The sequence below is a fragment of the Lysinibacillus sp. NPDC096418 genome (genome assembly GCF_044762775.1).
GTDB lineage: Bacteria > Bacillota > Bacilli > Bacillales_A > Planococcaceae > Lysinibacillus.
In genome coordinates, this window is sequence record NZ_JBIWEY010000048.1 from 1 (window position 1) to 26,746 (window position 26,746).

The 26,746-nt window shown below is 32.7% G+C and carries 24 protein-coding genes; 3 read left to right on the forward strand and 21 right to left on the reverse strand.

Annotated features, from left to right (window positions below):
• Window positions 1-152: 152 nt before the first annotated feature.
• The 20 genes from ACIQZG_RS22560 to ACIQZG_RS22655 all read right to left on the reverse strand — a co-directional run bounded on the left by ACIQZG_RS22560 (window position 153) and on the right by ACIQZG_RS22655 (window position 20,900).
• Window positions 153-359 (reverse strand): hypothetical protein, encoded by a 207-nt coding sequence (locus ACIQZG_RS22560; protein WP_402758092.1) that lies wholly within the window; start codon window positions 357-359, stop codon window positions 153-155.
• Between the two features lie 13 nt (window positions 360-372).
• Entirely contained in the window at window positions 373-549 is a 177-nt protein-coding gene (locus ACIQZG_RS22565; RefSeq protein WP_402758094.1) for a hypothetical protein, read from the reverse strand.
• A 110-nt stretch (window positions 550-659) separates the two neighbouring features.
• Window positions 660-911, reverse strand: a complete 252-nt coding sequence (locus tag ACIQZG_RS22570; protein WP_402758096.1) for a hypothetical protein — start codon at window positions 909-911, stop codon at window positions 660-662.
• A gap of 88 nt (window positions 912-999) precedes the next feature.
• Complete coding sequence (locus tag ACIQZG_RS22575; RefSeq protein WP_402758097.1) at window positions 1,000-1,404, reverse strand: hypothetical protein; 405 nt, start codon at window positions 1,402-1,404, stop codon at window positions 1,000-1,002.
• Between the two features lie 528 nt (window positions 1,405-1,932).
• Window positions 1,933-3,351: a hypothetical protein gene (locus tag ACIQZG_RS22580; RefSeq protein ID WP_402758099.1), complete on the reverse strand. Its 1,419-nt coding sequence runs from the start codon at window positions 3,349-3,351 to the stop codon at window positions 1,933-1,935.
• A gap of 32 nt (window positions 3,352-3,383) precedes the next feature.
• The gene (locus ACIQZG_RS22585; RefSeq protein ID WP_402758101.1) at window positions 3,384-5,759 is read right to left on the reverse strand and encodes a type IA DNA topoisomerase; all 2,376 of its coding nucleotides are present in this window, start codon (window positions 5,757-5,759) and stop codon (window positions 3,384-3,386) included.
• Window positions 5,760-5,808: 49 nt separating this feature from the next.
• Entirely contained in the window at window positions 5,809-6,570 is a 762-nt protein-coding gene (locus tag ACIQZG_RS22590) for a hypothetical protein (protein WP_402758104.1), read from the reverse strand.
• Between the two features lie 64 nt (window positions 6,571-6,634).
• A complete protein-coding gene (locus ACIQZG_RS22595; RefSeq protein WP_402758105.1) occupies window positions 6,635-8,452 on the reverse strand; it encodes a VirD4-like conjugal transfer protein, CD1115 family in 1,818 nt (605 codons plus the stop codon).
• A 57-nt stretch (window positions 8,453-8,509) separates the two neighbouring features.
• Entirely contained in the window at window positions 8,510-8,725 is a 216-nt protein-coding gene (locus ACIQZG_RS22600; protein ID WP_402758107.1) for a Maff2 family mobile element protein, read from the reverse strand.
• Window positions 8,726-8,910: 185 nt separating this feature from the next.
• The gene (locus tag ACIQZG_RS22605; RefSeq protein ID WP_402758109.1) at window positions 8,911-10,479 is read right to left on the reverse strand and encodes an InlB B-repeat-containing protein; all 1,569 of its coding nucleotides are present in this window, start codon (window positions 10,477-10,479) and stop codon (window positions 8,911-8,913) included.
• A 4-nt stretch (window positions 10,480-10,483) separates the two neighbouring features.
• A complete protein-coding gene (locus ACIQZG_RS22610) occupies window positions 10,484-10,927 on the reverse strand; it encodes a hypothetical protein (RefSeq protein WP_402758111.1) in 444 nt (147 codons plus the stop codon).
• A 47-nt stretch (window positions 10,928-10,974) separates the two neighbouring features.
• Window positions 10,975-11,664: a CD1107 family mobile element protein gene (locus ACIQZG_RS22615; RefSeq protein WP_402758113.1), complete on the reverse strand. Its 690-nt coding sequence runs from the start codon at window positions 11,662-11,664 to the stop codon at window positions 10,975-10,977.
• Window positions 11,648-11,926, reverse strand: a complete 279-nt coding sequence (locus tag ACIQZG_RS22620; protein ID WP_402758115.1) for a hypothetical protein — start codon at window positions 11,924-11,926, stop codon at window positions 11,648-11,650. The genes ACIQZG_RS22615 and ACIQZG_RS22620 overlap by 17 nt, the downstream gene beginning before the upstream one ends.
• A gap of 16 nt (window positions 11,927-11,942) precedes the next feature.
• A complete protein-coding gene (locus ACIQZG_RS22625; protein ID WP_402758117.1) occupies window positions 11,943-15,155 on the reverse strand; it encodes a lysozyme family protein in 3,213 nt (1,070 codons plus the stop codon).
• The gene (locus tag ACIQZG_RS22630) at window positions 15,152-17,554 is read right to left on the reverse strand and encodes a VirB4-like conjugal transfer ATPase, CD1110 family (protein WP_483869797.1); all 2,403 of its coding nucleotides are present in this window, start codon (window positions 17,552-17,554) and stop codon (window positions 15,152-15,154) included. Before ACIQZG_RS22630 ends, ACIQZG_RS22625 begins: the two co-directional genes overlap by 4 nt.
• Complete coding sequence (locus ACIQZG_RS22635) at window positions 17,511-17,909, reverse strand: PrgI family protein (RefSeq protein ID WP_402758121.1); 399 nt, start codon at window positions 17,907-17,909, stop codon at window positions 17,511-17,513. The genes ACIQZG_RS22630 and ACIQZG_RS22635 overlap by 44 nt, the downstream gene beginning before the upstream one ends.
• Window positions 17,906-18,253 carry a hypothetical protein gene (locus ACIQZG_RS22640; RefSeq protein WP_402758122.1) on the reverse strand — a complete coding sequence of 116 codons (348 nt, stop codon included), beginning with the start codon at window positions 18,251-18,253 and terminating at the stop codon, window positions 17,906-17,908. Before ACIQZG_RS22640 ends, ACIQZG_RS22635 begins: the two co-directional genes overlap by 4 nt.
• A gap of 2 nt (window positions 18,254-18,255) precedes the next feature.
• On the reverse strand, window positions 18,256-19,146 hold the full coding sequence (locus tag ACIQZG_RS22645; RefSeq protein WP_402758123.1) for a VirB6/TrbL-like conjugal transfer protein, CD1112 family: 891 nt from the start codon (window positions 19,144-19,146) through the stop codon (window positions 18,256-18,258).
• 218 nt (window positions 19,147-19,364) lie between these two features.
• Window positions 19,365-19,748 (reverse strand): hypothetical protein, encoded by a 384-nt coding sequence (locus ACIQZG_RS22650; protein WP_402758125.1) that lies wholly within the window; start codon window positions 19,746-19,748, stop codon window positions 19,365-19,367.
• 216 nt (window positions 19,749-19,964) lie between these two features.
• Complete coding sequence (locus ACIQZG_RS22655; RefSeq protein WP_402758127.1) at window positions 19,965-20,900, reverse strand: hypothetical protein; 936 nt, start codon at window positions 20,898-20,900, stop codon at window positions 19,965-19,967.
• Window positions 20,901-21,345: 445 nt separating this feature from the next.
• Between ACIQZG_RS22655 and ACIQZG_RS22660 the strand changes: the two genes are divergently transcribed.
• Both ACIQZG_RS22660 and ACIQZG_RS22665 read left to right on the forward strand, forming a co-directional pair.
• A complete protein-coding gene (locus ACIQZG_RS22660; protein WP_402758128.1) occupies window positions 21,346-21,750 on the forward strand; it encodes a hypothetical protein in 405 nt (134 codons plus the stop codon).
• A gap of 2 nt (window positions 21,751-21,752) precedes the next feature.
• Window positions 21,753-23,192, forward strand: coding sequence for a cell division protein FtsZ (locus ACIQZG_RS22665; RefSeq protein ID WP_402758130.1), 1,440 nt, complete (start codon window positions 21,753-21,755; stop codon window positions 23,190-23,192).
• Between the two features lie 189 nt (window positions 23,193-23,381).
• On the opposite strand, the gene ACIQZG_RS22670 is transcribed toward ACIQZG_RS22665, so the two are convergent.
• On the reverse strand, window positions 23,382-23,999 hold the full coding sequence (locus ACIQZG_RS22670; RefSeq protein WP_402758132.1) for a hypothetical protein: 618 nt from the start codon (window positions 23,997-23,999) through the stop codon (window positions 23,382-23,384).
• Window positions 24,000-24,713: 714 nt separating this feature from the next.
• Here ACIQZG_RS22670 and ACIQZG_RS22675 point away from each other — a divergent pair.
• Window positions 24,714-26,746: transglutaminase domain-containing protein (locus ACIQZG_RS22675; protein WP_402758133.1), on the forward strand; the 2,033-nt coding region annotated here is incomplete at its 3' end.

Below are 26,746 nucleotides of genomic sequence, written 5' to 3' on the forward strand. Positions count from 1 at the left end.
CCGTGGTTATCGAGCTATTTAGTGGCACATTGACACCTACAGCACCCTAGAGAGCGTTTTTGGCTCTCCTGGGCGCTGTTGGTGCTGCCGCCCTAAGCATGACAACCAATTATTATATAAACACTCTCACAACAATTCCCATCCGACTAAATTTAGTCAATTTCAAATATAAAAACGTTATCAATTTCAGATTCCATTATCTTTTTAGTTAATTCCAAGTTGTGTATACCACTAGCAAAATCATACCAACCGACATTATTAAGCATCTGTTCTTTATTTCTCACCTTCCTAAAACCAGTCATCATATTGACAAGGATTTTTCTAGCTTTCTCTTCATTAGTAATGCTCTTTCTTTTCATTTCAACACCCCAATTACTTTTTATTTAATAATTCAACCCATTCCATTCTAGTTTTAAAATGCCCTTGTGCAACTTCTGCTTCACACATTCTAATTAACCAATCACAATCGCCTTTTTGAATTTCACCATTGTTGATTTTATTTCTAAATACCTCTAATCTTTTCAAAATGTCTAATACCTGATTTTCCATTTTTAATTCCCCATTTCTTTTAATATATGCCGCGAGACGATTAGAGGCGTATAGTTATATATAAATTGCATTTTCAATTCGTCTCACAGCGTTATTTATTATTGGTTTCACTAAATTGGATTTAAAAATTCTACATTAGAAAAATTAATTAATCCCCCTGCATTAATGATTTCATTAATGACTTTTTTATTGTTAGCATATGGCAATTTAACAAGTTCTTTTTTTCCATTGTCGATAAATGAAACAAAGCCTTTACCCTCAACATATAATCCGAAATGACTCTGTATTTCACACACTAACCCTTCTCCATTTTTAAATTTTAAGCCCTTTAAATTTATTGCTTCATATTGAACATTTCCCATACTGTGCCCTCCCTGATAATGTATTTTCTTTTTGTAGTAGTCCAGATTAAAATTCTGGACTACCCTTTTATATTTCTCCAGTGGATTTTTAAGATAATTCCTCAATTTCGATTTGTTCACCATCGACAATTTTGAAAACTGGAAAGTTAAAATCAATCGTTTTCACCTCAATTAAAGTGAAACTATTCCCATGTTTTTCTTTTATATATTTAGCATCTTCAAGTTCTGCATACTGGTTGTCAAATACCACAAAAACTTCTGAATCATACCATTCTGTATAATATAAAGTGCCATTATCATAACCAATTTCTTGTTCTTCTTCTGAAAATACTTTATCTAAACATACCTTTGAACAGTAATAATGAAAATTATTATCTTCGTCAATGTGTCCAGAAATCATATAATCACCGCATATTCTGCATTTTCTTATTGTGTCTGCACCTGCGAAATTTTGTTCTTGTGTTTTTGTTTCTTGATTTTTAATGTTTGTCATTGTCTTTTCTCCTTTTTGCTTTTGGCAAAGCGCTAAATGTTCCCCAAAAGGGAGAATTTTTCCCCTTTGGTTGCTGCAAGTTCACCAACGCAAACAGAGCGAAGCCAGGGTTAACAGCACAAAAAGTTTTTCTGCCTTCAGGCACGTTAAGAAAAAGTTTTTTGCCCCTTGCTGGAGCTGTGTTACGCCTGCACGGCAGGGGATTGGGAAGAGTATCGAGGCTCGCCCAATTCCAGGCCGATGTCAGGCGTTAAGTTGGTAAATTGCGCTGCGCCAAAGGGAAAAAGACCACAATAAAAGCAGCCGTTTTTTGGCTGCCTTCCTTTTTCTTTATTCTTTTAAGGTTTTCATCTTTTCGGCTCATGGGGTGCGTGCCGATAGGCAAATAGATCAGGAACCTACGGAATGTAGGCGAAGAATGAGCCGTACAGGCCGTGGTTATCGAGCTATTTAGTGGCACATTGACACCTACAGCACCCTAGAGAGCGTTTTTGGCTCTCCTGGGCGCTGTTGGTGTTGCCGCCCAAATTAAAAAACAAATACTTTTTCTTCTAAGTTTTTAGATAAGGAAATCGTAGCTTTTTGCTTTAATGTTTCCACTGAATATGAATTATTATTTTCTTTCACAAGACAAAATTCTTCACCTTTTTTAAAATGTAATCCGTCTTGTTCATAATCCTTTAAAAAGTGGCCGTACATTGGTATGTTACTTTCCTTAATCAGCTTTGCAAGTGTATCACTATTATCTCTTAATTCTTCTACTGGCATACTGCTGAACATGTCCTCTAAGCCCATATCAACATAAAAATAAGCTACACTTTCACCTGTTCTTTCAAAGAAAGCATTGTCATTTTTAACTGCTGAAAAATACTCCTTGAGCAACTGTTCGCACTTATCTTTTGTGATTTCTTCAGGTTCCAGCCAACTATTTATAGAAAAACCACCATAATAGCCAGTAATCGTAACACTATCAAAATAAGGATTAGGTTTCACTGTAAATTTCATTACTTCTTCCCCTAAATCGAGGTAGCCAATTATAAAATCACTTAACGATATACCATCTATATATAGTTCTTCGTCCGTATCAGAATTTACATCATAATTAGGTACGACGTTTACATCTAAAGAATAAATCTCACCACAATGTTCAGAATCTTTTTTAACACCCCTTAAATTGAATGAAAAAACATATCCGATCCTCCGTTGTTTCGGCTCTTTCCAAGAATCATCTTTCACTGTTTGAGTATCTTGTTCTGGTTTATTTAAACGAGCAATAAACTTCTCGTCATTCAAAGTCTCATAGGCCCTAAAATAACTGTGGATAGCACTTAGAGCTTCTTCTTCAGTTGCAAGGTTTAAAATACAGGATAAGTATAATTGGCCCTCATACTCAATTATTTCATCGTCCTTATAATCTGAAGCCAGCTCATTTTCACTTAGTTCCCGATGTACTAAGACGCCAAATTCATCACCAATAGAATGAATAAGATATGATACAGGCTTTATTTTGTTATTGTTTAGTTTTTCAGGCGGTGGACTAATTTTTGTAATTGGCCCATCTATTTTTTTATATTCCTTAAAGGGTGGTTTAGGTTTATATGTCCTTTCATATAGTTTTATTGCCTCATTAATTGAATCAGCCACAAATATCCCATATGCATTTAAATCATGATTTTTAAAGTAACATGGTAAGACTTCCCCAGTACTTTTTATCTCCATATAAACCATGTCATTTTTATTTTCGAAGCCATATGTTCTGTGCGTAGCAGCTATTTCAAACAAACTCCAATTAGTAATATCAATACATTCATTTTCGAAAGACTGAACAATTAACATCACATCTTCTTGAACTTCTTTATTCAAACTTATTTTTCCATTTTTTATTTCTCCTAAATTATAATTAACAAACATTTCTCTATCTCCTTTTAATTGATTTAATCTGCTCATTCCTCTAACTCTTTTTTATTGCTAATAGCCAATCAACTAAAATCAAATTCAACTTTAAAGTCTGTATTTAATATCAATTTAGCATCAAATTCTTTCCCTGAGTTACCTACTAAACCTTTAATTTTCCCTGTTTTCCCTTTTGTAACTAAGTCAGTTAATTGTTTTTCAGAAAGTGTTTTTTTTGCTATCGTTTTGAAAATAGCAAAATTACAGCCAGTTTCATTAAAATGAGTACAGCCGACTAATTTCCCTTTATCGACGATCTCTCCTTTTTTACATTTAGGACATTTTGCATTTTGCGGAAATATAAAATCTATTTTACCCTCTGCATTTAGCTTTAAAATAGCAGCAAACGGTTTATCAGCCTTTGATTTAAAGCCTTTAATAATGCCTGTCTCCCCTTTTTCAATTAACTCATGAACCTGTTTTTCAGATAGAGATTTCTTAGCGATTGTTTTAAAAATAGAGAAGTCGCAACCAGTTTCTTTATATTGGGAACAACCATATACTTGTCCTTTATTTATAACTCTTCCCTGTTTACATTTTGGACAAATCGGGGCATCTTCGTCTTTTGCTTTAAACTCAGTTGTTTCGATATTTTCAGTGATTTTTTCATTAATGTCTGTTACTTCTTTTTCGATTGTCATAATAAATTCCTCACCTTTCATAGTTCCTTTTTCAATATCTTTTAATGCTTTTTCCCAATCTGCTGTAATTACAGGGCTAACAAGGCTTGTACCATCTACCAACTTACATATAGAAATACCTATATCTGTTACGTACACCATTTTTTTATCTGTTAAATCCATATATCCATTGCTGAACAGTTTTTTTATTGTTTCATCACGAGTGGCAGCAGTTCCGATTCCTTTTATTTCAGATAATATTTCTCGTTCTTCACTAAATTCTTCATTATCAAGTGTTCGCCCTGGATATTCCATTAACTCAATTAATTTACCTTCATTGTACGTTTCAGGCGCTTTTGTACGTCCTTCACTTTCTATAAGAGTGCCGTATATTCTTTGTCCCTCGATAACACTTGGTAAAACTGTATCCTTTGAATCTGCATCTTGTAGAATTTCTTTCCAACCACGTACTTTTTCTATACGGCCAGATGTATGAAATGGTACATCATTTATAGTTGTAATTATGTTTGTTTCTTCATACTGATAAGCAGCCATGAAAAGAGCTGTAGCACTTTTCACAACCTCAATATAAAGATTACGTTCTTCCGATGATAATTCGTTTAAATTAGCGATTTTTCGAGTAGGAAGAAGTGCATAGTGGTCAGTTAGTTTACTGGCGTCAACATGCTTTTTTAATGGTTTGAAAATCGGCTCAAAATCAACATTAAGTAGATTTTTGAAATCACTCACTAGCTCTTTTAAATAGTCATATTCATTTTCACTAATGTGTCGTGAATCTGATCTTGGATATGATAAAACACGCTTTTCGTAGAGAGATTGCGCTATTTTTTTTGTCTTATCAGGACTGTATTTAAATTTCTTAAATGCTAGTTTTTGAAGTGATGAAAGACTTAATAATGTAGGGGCATTTTTCGACTTAGTTTCTTTAGTGACACTTGAAACAACGGCTTCAAGATTTGCACATGCAACTAGATTATTTTTTTCTAAGAAAGTCTTTAACTCGGCTTTATTATCAAACTTCAACTTAGATTTCCCCTTGTATTGGCTTGCCTCGCTAACAAAGTTAGCATCAAGTTCATAGAAAGAAGTAGGAATGAAGTTTTCAATCTCTTTTTGTCGCTGATAAACCATAGATAGTACCACTTGCATGTTTCGTCCAATTGCGATTTTAGGTAGATTAGGAGTTTTTTCTTTTGCTTTAAGTGTTGCGTATCTACTTATATTCATACCTAAATACCAATCGCTAATCGCCCTGGCTTTCCCTCGCTCAAAGCGTAGTAAATCCTTATCTATCGGCTCTAAATTTCGGAAACCACGTAATATCTCACTTTTTTCTTCTGACGACACCCAGAAGCGTTTAAGCGTCTTATTCGATGTATCAATATTTGCAGTTTCAAGTACCGAAAAGAATATATGTGTACCCTCGATTCCAGCGTCAGTAGCATTAATAATTAAATCGGCTTCAGATAAATGCTGTTTCATGGTATCAAATAGTTTTTGCTTACTTTCATCAACTTTATATTCATATTTTTGTGGTTTTATCGGTAAATCCTCTAACCGCCAATCTTTGTATTTAAGATCATACTCCTGGGGTTCTTTTAAGGAAACTGAATGACCAACAGACCAAACTAGTATAGCTCCATGAGGTAGTAACTCTGATTTTTTAATGTCAAAGTGATTTTCATGTTTATTTTCAATACCAAGTGTACTCCCGATATTTCTCGCCTGTGACGGTTTTTCGCATAGTATAACTACTTTCATTTCTTAACCTCCATTAATAAAATTGACTAAATTTAGTTTTCAAGGTATGTTATCGCTCTAGTTGGCGTGCCATTTTCTTTTCGATATTTTTACAAGCTTTTTCCAGTAATGAAATACTATTACGGAGGACATTTTCTAACTGAATTTGTTCTCCTTTAATGTATTTAATTCCATTAATCGGATTTCCGATATTGTAAGATTTTATTGTCCCTTCTTTATTTTCTAAATATAGAATTTTATTATTTAATCCTTCACCGTCAGCAGTAATCATATCTTTGACTTTATAAACTTCTTTAGGCTCAAGTTGATTCTGCACAAGGATTTTTTTAATAATCTTGTCTAACTCTCCACCTGTTCGAATGGCTTTATTAATGACTTTATTTGTTTTGTTTTGAATTTCAGATGAATAATACATATCCTTCAAACTGAATGTTTCATTTTCGTTTTGAACCAAATTTTTATCGATTTTGAATTCTGATAAATAATCTTGGTATTTCACTTTGATTTTTTGGATGTACATATCCATACTTTCTTTCTCAGAGCTTATGACTTCTCCAATTTTCACAAAAGAAGTACCTGGATAATTTACAGCCAAATTTAACAAGTTTATTTTTGAACCTTCATTTATATTCATTTCAGCAGTAAGATAATCTAATAATATATCTCCTTTTTGTATTTCATTTATTGGTACTTCAATACATTTCCCTTGTCTTTCAATATTAGTAGTATTATTTTCATCAAAATCAAACAGCCATTCTTTTAGCAAGATATTCTCTTTTTGCTGATATAAATCTGTAGATACTTCTTTCAATTTATAAAACCCCTTTTTTCACTTAGTCTAATGATTAAAATATCAATGCCATACTTATTACAAATTAAATAGCAATGTTATTTTCGTTCCCTGAATCATCTATAGTTGTAATTGTTAATTTCATATTCTGTATTCCTGGAGCTGCCTTCTTATATTTAGCTTTTTGGAGTGCAACTAAATATTTCTCAACATCAAACCAATATTTCTCACCATCTGAATGGTATTTATATCTAGGATGTTTAGTTAAATCATATTTTTTATCTTTGAAAGGTCTTTTACCAATAATTTGTACGATACAAGTATTACGATCCATCGTAAGTAACTCGTCTTTGGTCATTAAATCTCTACCTAATTTAGAATAGTTTTGGCCAAAACTATCACTATTTGAGCGTGTTTTTGATTCGTTATAATCATTAATTGTTTCTTTTCCTAGTTCTTCGCTCAATGATTTAACTGTGGAGGTTTCTTTACCACCTAAAAAAATAGTAGTATCACAGTTACCTATAATCGTATCTGCATTATCTTTATAAATTGCTTTAAGTTGTGATAAGGCTTGTAAAATAATAGTGGCCGATATATTTCTTGAACGAATCGTTGCAATTAATTTTTCAAAGTTAGGAATCAACCCGATATTGGCAAATTCGTCCAACATAAATCGAACGTGGGTTGGTAGTGATCCTTTGTATTTTTCATCTGCTATTGTACAAAGCATGTTGAATAATTGTGAGTACATAATAGCGACAATGAAATTAAATGTAGCATCAGTATCAGGAACAATAACAAACAGTGCTGTCTTACGCCCTTTGTCGCCAAGTGTAGTTAAATCAAGTTCATCTTTCGACAACAATTCACGTACAGCTGGAATATTTAGAGGTGCTAATCGAGTAGCACATGAGATTAAAATACTCTTTGCTGTCTTGCCAGCCGCTAATTTATAGGCTTTATATTGTTTTACTGCAAAATGATTACTATCCTCTTCTTCTAATGCCTCAAATAAGTAATCTATCGGATTTTTATAATCTTCATCATCTTCTCTAACAGTAGAATAAGAGATTAAATCTATAAGAGTCGGTAAATTCTGTTCTTCTTTAGGAAATTTCGAAATGATTAAACTTAAATAAGATTGATAGAGTAATTTTTCTGATTTAACCCAAAAATCCTCTGCTTTTTCTTTCCCACCAGCACCACCTGTATTGGCTATAATCGTTTCAACTAGTTTTAAAATATCTTGCTCATTTTCCACGTATGACAATGGGTTGTAGTGCATACTTTTTTTGAAATTCACGGTATTTAATATCTTAATTCTGTAATTGCCTTTATTTTTTAATGCCATTCCAATTTCATTAACGATTGTTCCCTTTGGGTCAGTACAAACAAAACTTGCATTCATCTGTAGCATATTTGGTTTAACGAAAAAGCGAGTTTTACCACTACCTGAACCACCGATCACAGAAACATTTTTATTGCGTCTCACTTCAAATGGTGCGTTTTTATCATCTAGTCGAATCTTAGTGTTTTGCGAGAATAAAATATTATTATCTTCATTTTTTTCGTCGTACATATTTTTCAAATCTGTTTTAACAGTTCCCCATTGAGCTGAACCATGTTCTGCCCCCTTTTTATACTTTTTCTTGTTCTTTTTCTTTTCGGTGATTGCCAGCGCTGCTAAAGCCACTAAGAATAACGGTAAAAAGAAATCAATTTTGTTAAAGGACAGAGGGAAAGCATATAGAAGGTACTTGGGTTCAGAGAATAAATAGTTAAAGCCAGCAAGTGTATCACTTGCAAATGTCACCCTAAAATAATAAAAGAGATAATTTAATAAAATATAGAGAATTGAACCTAAAATAATATAGATTTTATTTTCTTTTATTTTTTCCATGTTATAGCTCCTTTAGTAATATAAAAGGGCGAGTAATTACACTCGCCCTCTTTGTTTTTATGCAAATAAACCTTTTAATTCTGGAATAAGTAACGTTGCAACTAGCACAATTCCTACGCCAGCCATGAATTGTTTCATGCCTTGTGATTTCGCCCCTGGGTTATCGTTACCGTAACCTTCTAAAAGGTTAACTACGCCCCATCCACCTAATCCTGCACCGATTAAAATTAAAAGTTTTACAAATACATCTACACCTTTAACAAAAAATTCCATTTTTATTTCCTCTTTTCTACGTTAGTTTTTGGTAATACTATATTTATAAAAATAGTTAATAATTTAACTATGTTATAACCTTTTGCAAGACTTACAATACCTTTGATTAGAAATATTACACCTATTACTATTAAAACGACTTGAACAATGTCATACATAGCGTATACCGCCTTTTAAATAGTTTTTCACATTTGGGCTAGCTTTCTTTTTCTTTTGAATAAATAAAACATTATTCCAATAGCAGCAATCAAAACCAATCCAATTGAGATACCAACAATAGTATTTTTCTTTTTCTTTTCAATTGATTTTTCTTTTTCTGCTTTAATTGCTTGAGCTTGTGAATATGCAAGATTTTCATTTTTTTTGCTCTTTACGTTAGGAAATACTTCTGTTATAAGAGTAGAATTCATCCTAACTTCGCGAGTATCGAATCCAATTAATTCGGAATCTCCATTAATGTAATGGTTCGTATTTAATGTTATTGTTGTTTCTTGTCTAACTGCATATTCTTCTTGGAATAGTTCATTTTCATCATATGTTTTAATAGTTTTACCGTATGGTAGGGCAAGACTAAAAAGGAAACTTTCATGTTCATCAAAGAATTTAACCATGTAAATTTGACCTACATTTTTGTTATCAAAAACATATTTCACTTTTTTAAATGCATTACTGTCATACGATGGTTTTTCAGTTGAATTAGAGTTATTTAAATTGTTACTTGGTGTTTGAGTAGTTGCTTTAACAGGTGTTTGAGTATTGTTTTTATTAATGTCTAAATCTTTCAGCCTGTCTTTTAAAATTTTTTCGACTTGATCGGAAATATCCTTGTCTGTTATTGGGTTTTTTTCAGATTCAGCAATTACCTTGTCTGCTTTCCCCCATTTTGCATAAAGCACAAGGGATTTAGTAATAACATCATTCGTAAATTTATTTTTAAATTCCCCATCTGTATACCACCCTAAAAAGATGGAATCTTTATTTTTAAGTGCTGGTAATTCGATACGATCTCCAGCCTTTGTATTTACGTCTGCAATTTTTTCTTGCGAGTTTGTCACAAATTTCACGGTTAATTCTTCAGTACGATCATCAATTCCGTTATCGTTGTAGTCAGGATAAAATTTAGCGTGATATTCTTTTCCAGAATCGTTAACCTTAATATCATCAATATCTTTTAGTTTTTCTTCTGCTTTTATGCCTTCAAGCGTGCTAACAGATTCAAACCAGCCTGTAAATTTATAATGTTCTTTTGGACTAACTTCAGGAAGAATATCTTTTAATTTAGCATCCTTATTTATACTTTTAACAATTTCTCTTGTTAGTGCATTGTTTTCTAATAGTTGTCCACCATCAGTAGTTACGAATTTAACAGATAACTCCTTTTCCGATATTAAAACTGGGAAAATCGTCATTCTATTTTCCGTTTTTTCAACAGCCCAATAACTTAACATACTACCCTTCTCGATTTTTGGTGCTTCAAGTTCTTTTTCAAGGTCACCAGTTAATACCTTACTTTCAAGAACTTCAGAATCCGTATCAAGTATCTGGATAATTGATTCAGTGGGTACTTGTTCATGAAATAAAACTCTATTATCGAATGTTATTTTCACGTAGTTTTTTTTGACAGTCTGAGTTATTTCAGGTTTTGTATTATCTGCTGCCAGCGCAATTAAATTAGTTGCACTGTACGTTAGAGTTAAAGCAAGTGCGCCACTTACTAAAGATAGCTTCGTTTTTTTCCATATGCTCTTGCTCATGCCATTACTCCCTCCGGTCTAATTCTTTTTTCGCTCCTTTTAACCAACTTACGCTAAACTGAATGTTTTCAAAGTAAGAATGTGTTTCTTTTTTTTCTGTACTTTCTGATACAATTTGTGATTTATCGGTATTTGGATATAGATAATTTCTAATTTCTATTTCCACGGCTTCAAAGGGCAGTATTTTTAAGTTTAACTTGGTTTCTTCTTCTAGCTTAGAAATGATAAACGAATCATTGTAATATTCTTGTTCCGTAATTTCTTTACTATTGTGATTTAAAACCAGTAAGAGAAAGTTGAGAAGAAAAATATTAGTGTGTTGTTTTTCAACCAATATATTGTCGTTATCTTCTATTTTTGTAAGAGGATTTAACTTAGCAATATTTGATTTATCAACCTTTTTATTTAAAGCAGTCTCAACTTGATTTAGCAGTTCACTTTCTTTCATAGGAAGATGAAACATGTTTTTTCTGATATAGACTTTAATCAGCATTATTACTCGTCTTTTTCAGTTTTTTTATCTACTACATCTTCCAAGCTATCTTCTTCATCGTAAGTGTCTGTCATTTCATCTTCATCATCAGAATTACTTTGCCCTTGTTTCTTTTTCATTACCAAGAAGTAATAAGCTGTTACACCAATTACAGCAAGCAATAAAACGATTAATAAGAAAGAATTACTTCCACTTTCTTTAGGATTTTCAGCTTTTGCAGTTTCTTGTTCTACTGGAGGCGCAAAGGCAACTTTTTCTTCAGTATCTACCGAACCTGCCAGATCGGATTTGTTAATATCAGTTAAGAAATATACATTGTTATCAGTTTTATCGAGGTCAACAATCAAGTAAAATACATTATGTTCTGTGTCTGTGATAGTATAAAATGCTTTAGATCCATTTGTACTAAAATCAGTTACAGTTCCTGTACCTTGAACTTTTTGGCCTGTTACGCTTGCTGGTGTGTCAATTACAACACCTTTTTCAATTGTGTCTATATCTACATCAGGGCCTGAAGGTGGTTCTGCAACTGATCCATTACCTACATCTTTTTCTTTAGCAGTTTCTTCAGTAACTGGTTTAACCTCTGAATTATTTTCCGCAAAGACTAAAATAGAATTAGATAAACTAAGAAGTAACAACGAGCTTAATAATACTGTTGAAAGAAATACTCGTTTAATAGTTGTTAGCATGGTTTCGCCCTCCTTGTTGGTCAATATTATTTCTTGATTCTTGATTACTTTCTATCACATTATCAATAGCTCGTAGTGCTACATCAGGACTAACTCCATTTTCTTGCATTTGTTTTATCACGCCATCGTATTTGAGCTGAACCAACGTTTCTTTATCTTTTTTTAAACCCTTTTTTTCTTCTTTCAAATCCGACAGTAATTTTTCAATACGTTCTTCCCTTTTACCAATACGTTCTTCTATTTTTTTTAAACGTTCTTCCAAATAAAACACACCTTTCTTATCTTACAACTCGTCTAATTCCTGCAAAGTGTTTTTGCCAATATGGGTCTTTCCAATTGTGATAACCTACTCCACTTCCATTACTGTCATACATAGTGTTTGCATCTATGTAAAACCCAACATGTGAAATATGATTCGGTGAACCATAGGTTCCTTTAAAGAATATCAAGTCTCCAGGCTGTGCTTCGCTCGGATCAATCGGTACTGTCAACTCATATTGAGATGCAGCATAGGAAGGTAAAGTTATACCTATTTGCGCTAACCCCCAAGATGTAAGACCACTACAGTCAAAACCTGTACTTGGATTTTTACCGCCCCATACATACGGCCAACCTTCGTATTTCTCAATTTCATCTAACACTGTTCTGAAGTCTCCCGTAATTCCTGCTCCAAGATCACTACAACCACCATATTGACCAACTAACTCACCATACATAAAGTTCCCACCATTGCGATAAAGGTAAGGTTTACCCAATTTTGTAGACGTTTCATTGATGTAAGGATAAGTTTCTCCGATAAAGTTACCTAAACTTGGTGCTACTATATCCCTTGAATATTTCTCAGCTACTTCGAGAGTATATTCGCCTCCTAAATTACCTACATATCCTGCGAAAGCTGAACCGAAATTATAAGCTTGGGCTATTAACTTATGGTTGTTTTCATAGCCACTATTAAACTGTTGCAGCTTATTCACGATATTTTTTAAATGCTTTATACCTTGTCGCACTGACTGTTGTTCTGTAGTAAAAGTGTTGGGTGGTAAACCTGCTGATTCTGAAGATTGCATAATATCCCTTGTACCTGTACCACCTGATTCAACCATGATAATAGATGCTAATAAATCTACATAGGCTTCCATACCTTGCGCTGTTGCTTCTTCTTCTATTAATGAACACCATTTTTTAACTTCAGGTGATACATTTTTAGATGCGCCACTTGTAGGTGTATATTGTGGAGATGTGCCAGCCCCTAACATACCTACCATTGCTAGAAAAATTACTGCAATAAGTAAAATAGGTAAAACAGAAATCAAACCACCGCCAAAATAAGCAGCAACTTTCGCTTCAATGAAGTTTTTAATATTACTAAGTTTGAATTTCCCAAAACTTTTAAAAATATTGCTTATACGATTAGAAAAACTAGATAATACACCTTTAAATGCTTTTGTTTTATTTCGCTGTGGTGCATATAACTTTTTCTTAATAGCCTTCTTCTTTAAAACAGCCTTAGATGCTGCCTTTATTTTTTTGTCTTTATTGAAGCGTGCTTGCATTAGCTTAGCACCTTGTTTACCTAGTTTGCCTGACTTCGTACTGATTTTACCTAAACCTTTAGACAATTTTTTCGAAGCTCTTGCAATTTCAGTAGCGCCTTGACTTGCTAACTTAACACCCTCGTCACCTTTCTCTAATTCGGCTCGATACTTTGCCGCACCACTTTTTAGAGCAAACCCAGGAGTCTTAGATATTTTCTTTAAGCTGCTTTCTTTTTTTAAGCTGCTTTCTCTTCTAGGTTTTTCCTTAGATAAAGGATTTTCTTTTGCTTTTTTAAAACTTTTACTCTCTAACCGTTTTTTTCTTAGCTTCCTGACCCTTTTTGCGTTTAACCGTTTTTTTCTTAGCCCACTAATACTTTTTGATGATAGATTGCTAGTTATTGTTACACCTTGACTTACTAACTTAACGCCTTCAGCGTCGCCTTTTTCTAATTCACCTTGATATTTTGTCGCACCATTTTTCAAAGCACTTCCTGAAGCCACTAGCGTTCCATTTGCTAACGCTCTAGTTTGTAATATATATCTTTTTCTTCTAGTGCTACTTTTAGAATTTTTCAAGCTATTTTTTGTGCTATTTAACTTACTGTTATTTTCAGAAGTCATTTTTACAGTTTGTGCAAATTGTTTACTCCCAGCTGTTTCTAAAGGTCTATCGATCTTCTTAGCTGTACTTTTTTTCTTTTTGAAACCTTCCCTGGCTTGGCTGTAAATTTTCTTCTGAAGTTTACTTCCATTAGTAGGTGACTGCTGTTGTTCGGCTGTGTTTAAATTACTTTCTTTTTTGCCAACTGCATTTTTTTGCTGTTGAAGCTTTTTTTCTGCTTGAGCAGAAAATTGTTTGTATAATTTGCTTTGTTTTTTTGAAGATTCTACAGCTACACTTATTTTTTGCGCTAATTGTTGTTGCTCTACAATATTTAAATTACTTCCATTTTTGACAACGTTATTCCCTTGCTGTTGAAGCTTTTTTTCTGCTTGAGCAGAAAACTGCTTTTGTAATTTGTTTTGATTTGTTGTAGTTCCTTCAATTACCTTTGTGGTTTGCCCTAATTTTTGCTGCTCTGCTGTACTTAGAGTTTTTTCGTTCTTGCCAATTGTACTTTCTTGCTGTCGTAAACCTTCCTTTGGTTGATCAGAAAACTGTTTTTGAAGTTTACTATCATTAGTAGTAGCAGATTCAGCAATGACACCTGAAGTTTGTACAATTTGTTGTCCTACTGTATCGAGAGTTTTTTCAATTTTGTCAACTGTAGTAACTGGCTGTTGAAATTCCATTCTCGACTGGTTTGAAAACGGTTTATGTGTTTTTTTTTCATTAATTGCAGAATCTTCAATTACGCTTGTTGTTTGGGCTAATTGTTGTTGCTCTGCTGTACTTACAGTTTTTTCAGTCTTGCCAACTGTACTTTCTTGCTGTTTGAAACCTTCCTTTGGTTGTTCAGAAAACTGTTTTTGAAGCTTACTATCATTAGTAGTAGCAGATTCAGCAATGACACCTGAAGTTTGCACAACTTGTTGTTCTGCTGTATCAAGAGTTTTTACAATCTTGTCAACTGTACTCTCTTGCTGTTGGAACTCTAATTTTGCTTGATTAGAAAATTGTTTCTGTGACTTTTTTTCGTTAGTAGTAGATTCAGCAATTACGCTTGTTGTTTGCTCTAATTGTTGTTGTTGCGCTGTAATTAAAGGCTTGTCAATTGTAGTAGCTGCGATTTCTTGCTGTCGAATTTCGCTGATAGCATGATTATTCTGGTTCGAATATTGCTTTTGTAACTTCCCTTGATTATTCACTTGGGGGCCATCATTCATTAGACTAGCCGTTTGTGCAGCTTGCTTTTGCCCTGCTGTGTCAATACTGTTTTCTAGTTTTTTAGGAACAGTTTCTCGCTGTCTGAAATTACCATTAGATTGAGAAGGAGGATTTTTCTTAATCACATTTTAGCAGCTCCTCTCAATCGCTTAATTTCTTCAGGTTTTGTTGTCATAACTGGATATAACGAGTTATTTTGAGGGAATTTATCTTTAAATGGTAAAACTATTCCTGAATAAATAATTAACCCCTCTCCCTCACTAGAGTTTGTAATATAATTCGCTTGATAATCACTAAATTCAAATTTCTGCTGTAAAATTGTTCGGTCACTAGTTGCTTGATTTAGTAAGTAAACAAAATCTGTATTATCAATGATTGTTTCAATTTTCGGGCTTGATAATAAGTCTTTAACGTTTTGAGTGATACCTGTTGGTATGCCTCCCCACTTCCTAAATCGTTTCCAGAACTCAACACTGTAATTAGATGTTTGCTCTTCAGCAAGTAATTTATGGAACTCGTCCATGTAATACCATGTTTTTTTATCACGATTACGGTTAATTGTTACTTTATTCCAAACGTGGTCTTGTAGCACTAACATCCCTAGTTCCTTTAGGTTAGAACCTAATTCCTGAATGTTGAAACAAATTAAACGATTTTTAGTATCAACAGTTGTACGGTGATTAAATACGTTTAAAGATCCTGAGACGTATAATTCTAAAGCGTCTGCTAACTCTTGGCCTTCAATTGATTTTGTTTCAACAAATGCATTGTATAAATCCTCAAGTATCGGGATATTTTCGCTTACAGGTGATTCAATGAATGGGCGATAAATTTTACGAACACATCTATCAACAATCGTTTTAGAACGAGCAGATAGTCCTGCTTTACCACCTGCTATCAATTGCATTAAGTTAATAATAAAATCACTCTTGAATGAAATAGGATTTTCACCTTCACCGTATTCTAACGAGATATCTAAAGGATTAATGTAATCCTTAGAGTTAAGGGCAATTTTAATTTCTTCGCCACCTAGACGTTTAATAAATGGATAATATTCACCCTCTGGATCGCAAATAAGAATATCGTCGGTTGTTCGTAAAAATGTATCAGTTATTTCACGCTTGGCTGAGAATGATTTCCCTGACCCTGGCGTTCCCAAAAACAATCCATTGGGATTTTTCAAGTTTTTCCTACTTACTTGAATCATGTTATTACTTAAAGCGTTTAAGCCGTAATAAACTGGCTCTTTTTCTTCCTGATACAACTCCTGAGTAGTAAAAGGAACAAATATAGCAGTAGATGAAGTTGTTAACCCACGCTCTAGGTCAGTTTCATTTAGGTTTTCACCTAAAGGAAGAGCACTTATTAAGGCTTTTTCTTGTTGATACTTCATTTTAATCAGTGAACAATTTTGTTTTTGAGCAATAGAACTTAACCTAAATATCGCATTGTCTAACTCTTTTCTACTTTCCTCGAAAACTGTAATTGTAAAAGTGAGATAGAAATACCTTTCATTTTCACGTTGTAAATCTTTAAGAATCTTCCCACTTTCCGCCACATGCATATTTAAATCTGTCGGTAAAATATCCATATCATAACCATTTCTCAGAGCCTTTTTTTGCTCTTCGATTTTAATACTGTCCAGGTCAGATACTTTTGATTTAACCATTCTTACAGCTTGTTGCTGCCCTAATGAACGGATATGCATACTTACAATCATTTCAAGATCAAGATCCAAGAAATCAGCTAATACACGGTCAGATAATTCCGTAGCATCTATTTTCAGATGTAAAGTAGCACCAAATTTTTCGTTGATTTTAAACTCGTCTTTGAATTTACCAAACTCAATTTCTTTAGGTGCTATCAGATCTTTAGTTGTTCCACTACTTAATTGTTCTTTCGTTAATTCTTCTAATTCTAGATAATGGTCACTTCTGCCATTCAATAGATAATTGATAATGGATAAACGCTCAATTCCGTTTAATTCTTCCATTCCTACACCCATTGTTTTAAAACTGTCTTTTATATTACTTTCAATACTCCTTAAGCGCCTTTCAGCATTTACATGCGAAGCATCTTTAATTGAAAAAACTAAATATTTGTTCCTGATAATACCGTTATTACCTTTTTTTCTTTGTTCATCCAAGAAGGAAAAGTATTCATTTCTCAATTTTTCGAAATCTTCAATGTCACTAGTGTTCGAAATGTACTCAAACACTTCGTTTTCGTTATCTTCACTATTCATTCGATAGTTAATAAAACAAAGTTGAATTTTAATCGTGTCGTCAAATGAATTTAACAATGTACTGTATAGTGCGAAAATTTTCTGTTTCATTTCATCTTGAGACACTTGATAAGATATATCAGAAAAGCGAATCATTCTGTTGAAAGTTTGACCACCTACATGACACATTCCACTAGGATGCATTTTTTTATAATTCAATGTTTCTTGTGTTGATTTTTTTTTAGGTTTTTTAGAATCAACTAGCTTCTGGAGCACCTGAAATAGATTTAGTTTTTCCAACCTTCTTGACATTTATCATATTCCTTTCTGCTGCTAGCCTTCTGTTACTTTTCGATACTTTAAAGCATCTTTGCTGCGGATTGAGATATTTGTATTCTAAAATTATTTTTACCCATGTCTCACCAGGCATTCCGTCTTTAGTGAAGATTGTTCCAAAAATTATAGGTAACGCTGTAAAAAAAAGACCGTACATAGCAAGGTTTAAATTAAACTTTTTAAGCATAAAAAAAACTGGAAGTGCTAAACCAAGAGCAATACCAAATCCAATTAGTTGTCTTTTAGTTAAACCAAGAAACAATTTTGATTTTATGGACTTTAATTCTTTGGGAATAGATACAACGAAGTTATTATTCATCTTTTATCTAACCCCCTTCTAAGTTCATTTGGCATATTTTTTAAAAAATTTAATTCATCAATAAACAATGCATTTTCCACTGTTTTTCGATTAGGAAAAATAATTTTTAAAATAATATAAATAAAAAAACACGTCCATATTGTAAGCATTGAAACATTAAACAATCCAAGTAAACTAATCCATTTTAATGTATCTGATACGACACCAGTTTTTGCATATTCTTCAAATTCATCAACATTTGTAACTATAAAATTCACTTCAAGTAAAGTTAATAAAAATGTTATCAATGAAGTGAAAGCAAATAAGATTAGTAGGTTTTTATTCTTAATGTACCAACTTTTCATAATCAATGAACCCCCATTACTGATTTAGCAAGTGAGTGTGTTCTCGTCAATGAAACTACTAAGATTCCCATAGAAACAACCATTAACATTAAGCCGTATAATCCACTTCCTTGTGTCGTAATAAGGCTACTCGCCTTTTCAAGTAATCCTGCGTATACGACTAAACAAACGATCATGAAGTAACCTTGTAGCATTAGAGCTACCAAATTCTTAACGTATGTTTGACCGATTGAACCAATCCAATCTTTATTAAGGAACGTTGCGAAAGGAATAGGTGCTACTGAAATATAAAGCATAATAGTAACAATCCTGCTCCAAGCAACTAAATAAATAATGCCAGACATAACAAAAGTTATGATTAAAGCAATCCCAGCCACTACCCACATTGAAACTGCGTTTCCTACATCACCTTCAGGTATATTATCTAAAATGTTGTTAGCCACACTTTCGGGTATGGTCAAGGCTGTACTTGGTACTTGATCGGTTATCCATTTACCTAAATCAAATACAGCTAACGTAATATCAAAACAATTACTTAGAAGTAAAATCATTACACTTGTTTTAATAATTAAAAATAGGAGTTGTCCTGTTTCAAAATCGCCACCTCTGTTTTTCTCAACAACCATCTGATAAAGCTCGTAACAAAATACATAAGTTAATATCAGTCCTGCCACTGGTAATATTGCAGTAGTTGATATTTCGCGTAGATTATTAACTATGGTTTGAGAAAATTCTGTTGGTGTCTCTGAAACGTTTGTTTGAACGGTATCAACACTTTTTTGAAACAACTCCGTTATCATATTCAAAAAGCCTTCTGTCCCACCCTTGAATACTTCAAAGAGAAAGTCCTTGATACCGTCGATCATATCCTGTATCGGATGCCACCCAAGCATTAATTCACCTCTTTTTATTCAAGTCAATAAAACCAAAATTATTTCCGTAAACCTATATCAAAACACCTCACTTTCATATCAATAAATAATTTGCATTAATGTTTTAAATCAGAATGACTAAATTTTTAAATACTTCTAATCATTTCTAAATACAGAATAAACCAAAGCTCTGGTGTAAGTCAACAGAACTTTGGTTTATAAAAATAAAAAAAATTAATTTAAGTAGAGGTTATTTTCCATCTTCTAAAGTCAGGAAATTTTAGTTCTAACTTGTAACTAATATGTTGAAATGTTTTTGTTGGAATTGCACTTCTTAATGAATATCCATTTGACACCATAAATTTCAGTTTTTCTAGAGTAATTTCTTTCACATTTTCTTCGTTAAAACAACTATCTAAAGTTATTCCTTTTCTCGGTCCAGAAATAATAAAAAATAAGTTTGTATCATCATTGCTGTTATATAGAACCTTCATATCGCTACAAAATTCTTTGATACCAACTTTTTTTTCAAATGTAGGTATATAAAATACACCTGTCAGCATTAACTTATTGATTTCACGTTCAAGAATGGTTCCTTTTCCAACTAAAAAAATCTTAAACATACTAATATAGCCCACCTTCATATTATCAAAATTCATTTTAAAAATTTTTTGCGAATTCTAAATTTAACACAATGTAAGTTAACAATAAAAACATCGACATAAAAGTAGATAATAAAAAAAGTCCAATAAACTCTCTATTTATTTATTTCAATATCAATCCCTCACATCTTAACAAAACTTGGTTATTATAAACTAAAACTTTATTTTAATAACTTGTTATCCTGCTAATAAAATTTTTATATTGCTTACTTCGTTATATTTATTCACATCGTATTCAGCATCATAAAAACCCATTATAGCTTTTTTCTTATGTAATTTAGAATTGTCACCAAGTGTATAGTATCTTTTTTTCTTGAGAATATCTGTTGTAACATCTATCGTTGTTTCTTTGCCCTCAAGATTTACTACATTCCAAAAATGACTATAACCTCCACGAATGTTACTCTCAATATCCACTTCATTCAATAGATCCTTTATTAACCTCGATAAACCATTACAAGCCATTTCTCCGTTACCAATATTACCAACCACCATTTTTGTTACACCATCTGCATTATATTTAAAGTTATTGAATACATAATTATAAACATTTAACAAACTATCATTATCATTTTCAGTTTTCAATTCTGCACCTACAGCTTTAACAAAATTACTATAGCTTAAGTAAACTTCATGAACACTTTTTTTAACATGTACATTATCAGACAATATAAATGTTTTGGTGTTTTTAATCACCTTATAATGCAACAGTGTTTTTAAATTCGGAAAATCCCTAACATCAGCAAATACACTGTACTCATAATACATTTCTTTAATTTGTTTTACTGTGAAAATCTGAGATGTAATTTCAATACGATCAGGCAGTTTTTTTTCTATATCCATTAATACTTTTTTAAAGTCCTCACGATCATTTATTTCATATCGTAATGTAAGTTTTTCTCTGGCAGCTACATCATTTAAAAGAGCGTTGAAATAAGCTACTTTAATCCCACCCGTTGTTTCTAAATAATTTGCAATCTCAAGATTTTTTTCAATTACTTCTTTAGCGAAAACATTTTCATTTGTACCTACTAAAGAACCGAACATTAAACTAGCAGCTAAACCAATTACCGAAACTTTTTTCATTGCACCTTCTAATTTTAATGATTTCATATTTATTCCTCCTACGAATTATCCCCTTCACAACAAAACTTAGTTACAAGTAGACACAACTATCACACAAAATTTATTAATTCACCTTGTTTACACCATGACAAACAATAACCAAAGTTCCGTTATTATTCAACAAAATTTTGGTGTATGAAGATGAATTACACCTTTTGATTTCAGTTAATTCTATTTAATTTAAATAAATCCTATCACACAAAACTAAATTTAGTCAACTAAATTTAGTCAATTGTTGTTCCCTTTTAGTTTCTTCTTATTATAAAATAAAAACATAGTAACTATTTATAGGTACTATATATAGGTACTATATAAACCCTTTGTTTAATGGGTATTTCATTATTATTTTATATATTTTCCAAAAAACTATTTACATAGTACCCATTTATAGGTACTATGTAAATAGAATTATAAATTTGAAAGGAGGCACAACATGGAAGAAAAGTTAAACTCTCAATTTAAACATATCGATTTTACTGATGAACAATGCAAACTATTCACTGAAATTTTCAGTCAAGATGAAACAAATAGAAAAGTATTGTTTTATATTGCTCAATGTGAACAGCAAAATAAACAAGTTACTGTTAAAAACATTTGTGAAAATGTCAAAATCGAAAGACGTTTTGGAAATAAAAATCACAGGGGTTCAGTTACTAGTTACGATGTGAACGAAGGGTACATTGATAGAAAAACGGCGGAGAAAATTGTAGATCGTCTGGCATATGCCTCATTGATTTACTTTGAAGTAAAACTACCATACAAATATATCCGCTTAAATGAACGAGGCGAACAAGTAGCAATGAACATTCAAAAGAAAATAAAAAAGGTGGAGAAATAAAAATGACAAAACAATTTATTCATACTTATAAACCAGCAATGGAAATTACAATGGTGGGATTTGGTCAAGCTGGTTCACGCATAGTTGATGTTTTCGCAAAATATCAAACAAATGGAACTCAGACATACAATTGCCTTGCTTTCAATTCTAATAATGGCGATTTGAAAGGATTAACATACATTGACCCTAAAAATAGAGTTTCTCTAGAAATTGGTGGTATGGGTAAAAACCCTGAAAAAGCAATGAAGTTGTTAAATAGTGATGAAAATGCAATAAAAATAATGAATGATTTCATATCTAAAAAAATACGTACCAATGATGATTTAACAATCTTCTTTGCAGGACTTGGTGGTGGAACTGGAACAGCGACAATAGTAAAAGCAATAACAGATTTCCACAATTATCATAACAAACCAAAAATCAAAGCTGTACTAGAAGCAATGATTGAAAGGTACGGTAGAGAAGATTACGAGAAAGATAAAAATAATTTCCATAAAAAAGCGTTTCAGATTGCTGAAGAAAATTTTTTAAAACTTGGTGTAGTAGCATGTTTACCTTTACGTGAAGATGGTTCCGATGTATTGCGTCAAGTAAACGAGTTTGCACAGGAAATATGGAAATTAGGTAATGATGTTACTAAAAGTGTTGCATTTGTATGTTTCCCAGACAATCAGTTTTTCCTTGACGAGTTTGATAAATTACCAGCAGAAGAAAAGAAACGATTAGACAACTATCGTGATTATGCAAATGAAGAAATTGCCCAAACTATACATGAAATCAACGTTTGTGCAAATATCGGTGGAACGAGTGTAGTACTTGATAGTCAAGATTTAAAACGAGCATGGACTGAGCATAAAGGCTGTTTAATATTATCAAGACAAGAAGTACCGATAAACGCTTTACAAGATAGTGCAGACATTACTAAACTATTTAGTGAATCGCTTCAAAAAAGTAATCTTCATGGCAAAGTTAATTTGATTGCTAATAATGAAGCCGTAAGTAAAGTTCATCACGTTGGATTATTAGGGATTATTGATAAGTCGAAGGAATCTGAAAAATTTGGCAGAGGTTCGTTTATTGATAATGCTGCGGAGAAAGTACATGATGTTCTTTCAATTTCTGGTTCTAGTACAGTTTTCAGAGGGTATGTAAATGAAGATAATTCTAATAATGTATCGGTTTATTCATTTTATAAAGCCGAAGTATTGCCAGAAAGACTAGAAAAAGGGCTTGTAAAAGAATATGAACAGTATATAGAAAATGATAAGAAACTAAAATTTGCAGAGGTAGAAATTGAAAAAATACAGGCCCATTCTACAACAGATACAGATGCATTTGCTGATCTTGGGATTGATTTATTTGAGGATGAACCAAAAGATAAAGTAGAAGAAAAAGAAAATTCAACTAAAGAAAAATTTGCTGATTTCGACTTTAGTTTTTAAGTAGGAAAAGGTGTTGTATGTATACAATAAATAAAAAATAAGCCACTCACAAACGAGCGACTTATACTGTAAATGTCATAGCAGACTATTATTAGTATAAGTCGTACTTTTAAAAATCACAAGTGGGTACTATAAATCAATTAATCTACTAATTTTAGTTTTTAAAAGACCAAGACAATCTTGGTCTTTTTATTTTCTGCTTAATAAAAAAGTATTTACTGCATCTTTAATCCTTCCTACAGGTGTTTTAACTTCATCTACAATTTGAGATAAAAGAGATCCCCAAGAGAAGTGTTCGCCATCGGAATTAGCCGATTTTAATAGATTTCTTAACTCTCTCATTTGATGCTCAGTAAGCGATTTAGAGAGATGTTTTTTAACATAGTTATTAACAAAATTAATGTTATTCATACTAGCGTTGATTAAAAGGGCGCAAACCCTTGCTCGGCTAACATCCATAGCATATGCTAAGGCTCTTATAACCTCATAATCGTCTGCTTTTAATCTAGTGCTTATCCTATCTGTATCCTTATTTTCTCTTTTAGACACTTGAGGATTATCTAGTCTACCCCTATAGATAGTGTTATTAACAAGTATTTCTTTTTTGAAATATTGTGAGAGCTGCGAGATTGTGTTGCTGTCTTTAATAGAATATAAAATCATTTCTTCAGCTAAATCTTTAAGGTATACATCAGTAAGATAAGTCAATCTGTTTAATGAGCTAATTGTTTCCAATGTCAAATATGGTTTAACGTCCTTCTTCTTATCTGATCTTTGCTTACGCTTTTTATCCTCTACCCCGTTCATATGGATGCCTCCCCCTGACAGTTTAAACCATGGTTTCCGTCTTTTCGTCCTAAACTTATTCTCATTCTACGAATGGGGGAGGGGATATATGATTAAAAAATTTATTTATTGTACATACTGGTAACAACAATAAATAAATCGAAAAGAGGGTATTAAAAAATGGCAAAAAATGATTTAGCTGAAGCTCTAAAAAAACAATCAGAGAAATATGGATTTCCAACAGTAAAAGTAAATAAACCGAAAAAAGATAGAGTCAAGTCTCAGAAATAATAGACAAAGGCTCTATTTTTATTTTGTTCACGTCTACAAATAATCATTATTTTGTATTTCTAACATAGAAAAAAATCTAATTCATTATATGGTTAGATAGATTTTATTTTTTCTTATTTTTAATTTTTAATTGGTGGACTTACAAAGAGTTTAATAGTTTTTCTAAGCAATCTGGATATCGTAAATAAGGCAACAAATCTATTAATTAGAAAATATTGTTTTTTATGGTTGACTAAATTTAGTCAACCATATATACTAAAGATACATACAAAGACCGCACTTCTAATAATAAGGTCTTGTTTTAAAAAGAAAGGAGAATAGTTCTTAGAACTTAAACTATTGGACTACAATTTCCAAATAAAACTTAAATATGTATTACGAACGTGTATAATAAATACATGTTAGTACCTAAAAACCAAAAAAATGTGAAAAGAGGAAGATTACATGACAATCAAAAAAACTAACAACTCTAACTTATTAAAATATGCTGCAACAACTGCCGTTGCTTCAGTCGTTGCTGTAACAGGTGTTTCCAGTGCAAACGCTGAGGAAATTTTAAATAACGAGCCTGTAGTGGTAAATCAAGCACCTGCGGATCAAACAACTGAACAACCATTCGTAGATAGTAATAATGATAGTAATGTTTCAGAAGAAACTGGTGTTAACGAAGTTCTAACGAATCCATCAGATTCAGATGAACAAGTACATACACCAAGTGAAAAGGTTGAAACACCTGTTGAAGATGAAGCATCTGAAACACCAGGTAAAGATGAAGTACTTTTAGAACAAGGTACTGATATCATCCAACCAACTCTTACTACAAGCGAGACTAATACAGCTCCTTCTTATTCTCGTGACGAGGCAAAGAAAGAACAAGATTTCCTAGAAGATGTCTCTGTTGAAGAAAAAGACAAGTTTTTAGAATCTATTGTTTCTAACAATGCTGCTACTTCGGTTACTTCAAAAGAAGAACTTGCTCAAATTTTAGATAGTAAAATCAAAGATCATACTGGTGCTATCGTTATTGAAGAAGAAGGAAATCTTACTAATCTATCTAATGGTACAACATTAGTTGGTACAGGCTTAATGGATGAAGTTGAAAAATTAGGTTTAAGCTCTGGCGCATTAGTAAGTGGTTATTCTGTGCATCTTGTTTCATCTGAGGATAATAAATTAACATGGGTATTAACTCCGTATTTTGAAGAAACAAACGCTTTGGCGGATGCTCGCGAACAATTTATTGACGAAGTATCTACTTACGTAAATGCAAATTATTCAACAAACGTAGAAAAACTATATGCAGTTTATTCTTATTTGGGACAAACTACTTTATATAATAATGACACTTCACTTCCAGCTGGAGCACCATCATCTTTAATCTTAAATAATGAAGCCGTTTGTGAAGCTTTTGCTTACCTTTACAATGAAATCGGTACAAAATTAGGTTTAAATATGAAATATGTTACTGGTACTATTAACGATACAAAAGAAGGCCATGCTTGGAATCTTGTAGAGCTTGATGGCAAATGGTATAACACAGATGCAACATGGGGCAATATTGACCGTAACGGAGAAAACAGTCTCGAAGTAAATGCAAGTTACTTCTTATTTTCAGACGAAAAGGCTAACTTATCTCGCCAACGTGAACATAACACTTTACCAACAGCAACAGATACAACATATGATGCTCTGTATAATGATAATCAAGATACATCATTTGGTGGTGGTGTGTATGGCGATTTAATTATTTCACCAACAGATGAAAAAATCGTAGTTTTTGAAAACATTGATAAAACAAGTGGTTATTCATTTGATAAAGTCACTAATGACTATCAAATTTCTAAAACGATGCTACTAAATGGTAACTTGTATGTTTCATATTTTGATAAACTTGAACAAAAATTTAAAGTGGGTTATATCGACATTGCAAACATTTCTAATGGAGTAGCAATTAATCCATTAGCCGATGCACCATCTTCTAGTATTCAATTTGGCACGAATGGGATTACATTACCAAACGGTACAGTTGTTTCTTATCTAAACGGTGACGAAGCAATAACATCTACACTAAATCCACAAATAACAGTAGGAAATGATCATTCATTCCCTTTAAATTCTCAATATGATGCATTTTTGAAAGGTGAAACTGGCGGCGGTGAAACTGGTGGCGGTGAAACTGGCGGTGGTGAAACTGGCGGTGAAACTGGCGGTGGTGAAACTGGTGGCGGTGAAACTGGCGGTGGTGAAACTGGCGGTGGTGAAACTGGCGGTGAAACTGGTGGCGGTGAAACTGGTGGCGGTGAAACTGGTGGCGGTGAAACTGGCGGTGGTGAAACTGGCGGTGAAACTGGTGGCGGTGAAACTGGCGGTGGCGAAACTGGCGGTGGTGAAACTGGCGGTGGTGAAACTGGCGGTGGTGAAACTGGCGGTGGTGAAACTGGCGGTGGTGAAACTGGCGGTGGTGAAACTGGCGGTGG

What these genes read in the sequence shown, in the direction of transcription:
- ACIQZG_RS22635 (WP_402758121.1), bottom strand. Translation starts at nt 17,909, where the DNA reads ATGAATAATAACTTCGTTGTATCTATTCCCAAAGAATTAAAGTCCATA.
- ACIQZG_RS22600 (WP_402758107.1), bottom strand. Translation starts at nt 8,725, where the DNA reads ATGGAATTTTTTGTTAAAGGTGTAGATGTATTTGTAAAACTTTTAATT.
- ACIQZG_RS22575 (WP_402758097.1), bottom strand. Translation starts at nt 1,404, where the DNA reads ATGACAAACATTAAAAATCAAGAAACAAAAACACAAGAACAAAATTTC.
- ACIQZG_RS22595 (WP_402758105.1), bottom strand. Translation starts at nt 8,452, where the DNA reads ATGGAAAAAATAAAAGAAAATAAAATCTATATTATTTTAGGTTCAATT.
- ACIQZG_RS22650 (WP_402758125.1), bottom strand. Translation starts at nt 19,748, where the DNA reads ATGTTTAAGATTTTTTTAGTTGGAAAAGGAACCATTCTTGAACGTGAA.
- ACIQZG_RS22670 (WP_402758132.1), bottom strand. Translation starts at nt 23,999, where the DNA reads ATGAACGGGGTAGAGGATAAAAAGCGTAAGCAAAGATCAGATAAGAAG.
- ACIQZG_RS22615 (WP_402758113.1), bottom strand. Translation starts at nt 11,664, where the DNA reads ATGCTAACAACTATTAAACGAGTATTTCTTTCAACAGTATTATTAAGC.
- ACIQZG_RS22605 (WP_402758109.1), bottom strand. Translation starts at nt 10,479, where the DNA reads ATGAGCAAGAGCATATGGAAAAAAACGAAGCTATCTTTAGTAAGTGGC.
- ACIQZG_RS22570 (WP_402758096.1), bottom strand. Translation starts at nt 911, where the DNA reads ATGGGAAATGTTCAATATGAAGCAATAAATTTAAAGGGCTTAAAATTT.
- ACIQZG_RS22565 (WP_402758094.1), bottom strand. Translation starts at nt 549, where the DNA reads ATGGAAAATCAGGTATTAGACATTTTGAAAAGATTAGAGGTATTTAGA.
- ACIQZG_RS22560 (WP_402758092.1), bottom strand. Translation starts at nt 359, where the DNA reads ATGAAAAGAAAGAGCATTACTAATGAAGAGAAAGCTAGAAAAATCCTT.
- ACIQZG_RS22665 (WP_402758130.1), top strand. Translation starts at nt 21,753, where the DNA reads ATGACAAAACAATTTATTCATACTTATAAACCAGCAATGGAAATTACA.
- ACIQZG_RS22655 (WP_402758127.1), bottom strand. Translation starts at nt 20,900, where the DNA reads ATGAAATCATTAAAATTAGAAGGTGCAATGAAAAAAGTTTCGGTAATT.
- ACIQZG_RS22610 (WP_402758111.1), bottom strand. Translation starts at nt 10,927, where the DNA reads ATGAAAGAAAGTGAACTGCTAAATCAAGTTGAGACTGCTTTAAATAAA.
- ACIQZG_RS22585 (WP_402758101.1), bottom strand. Translation starts at nt 5,759, where the DNA reads ATGAAAGTAGTTATACTATGCGAAAAACCGTCACAGGCGAGAAATATC.
- ACIQZG_RS22580 (WP_402758099.1), bottom strand. Translation starts at nt 3,351, where the DNA reads ATGAGCAGATTAAATCAATTAAAAGGAGATAGAGAAATGTTTGTTAAT.
- ACIQZG_RS22660 (WP_402758128.1), top strand. Translation starts at nt 21,346, where the DNA reads ATGGAAGAAAAGTTAAACTCTCAATTTAAACATATCGATTTTACTGAT.
- ACIQZG_RS22645 (WP_402758123.1), bottom strand. Translation starts at nt 19,146, where the DNA reads ATGCTTGGGTGGCATCCGATACAGGATATGATCGACGGTATCAAGGAC.
- ACIQZG_RS22640 (WP_402758122.1), bottom strand. Translation starts at nt 18,253, where the DNA reads ATGAAAAGTTGGTACATTAAGAATAAAAACCTACTAATCTTATTTGCT.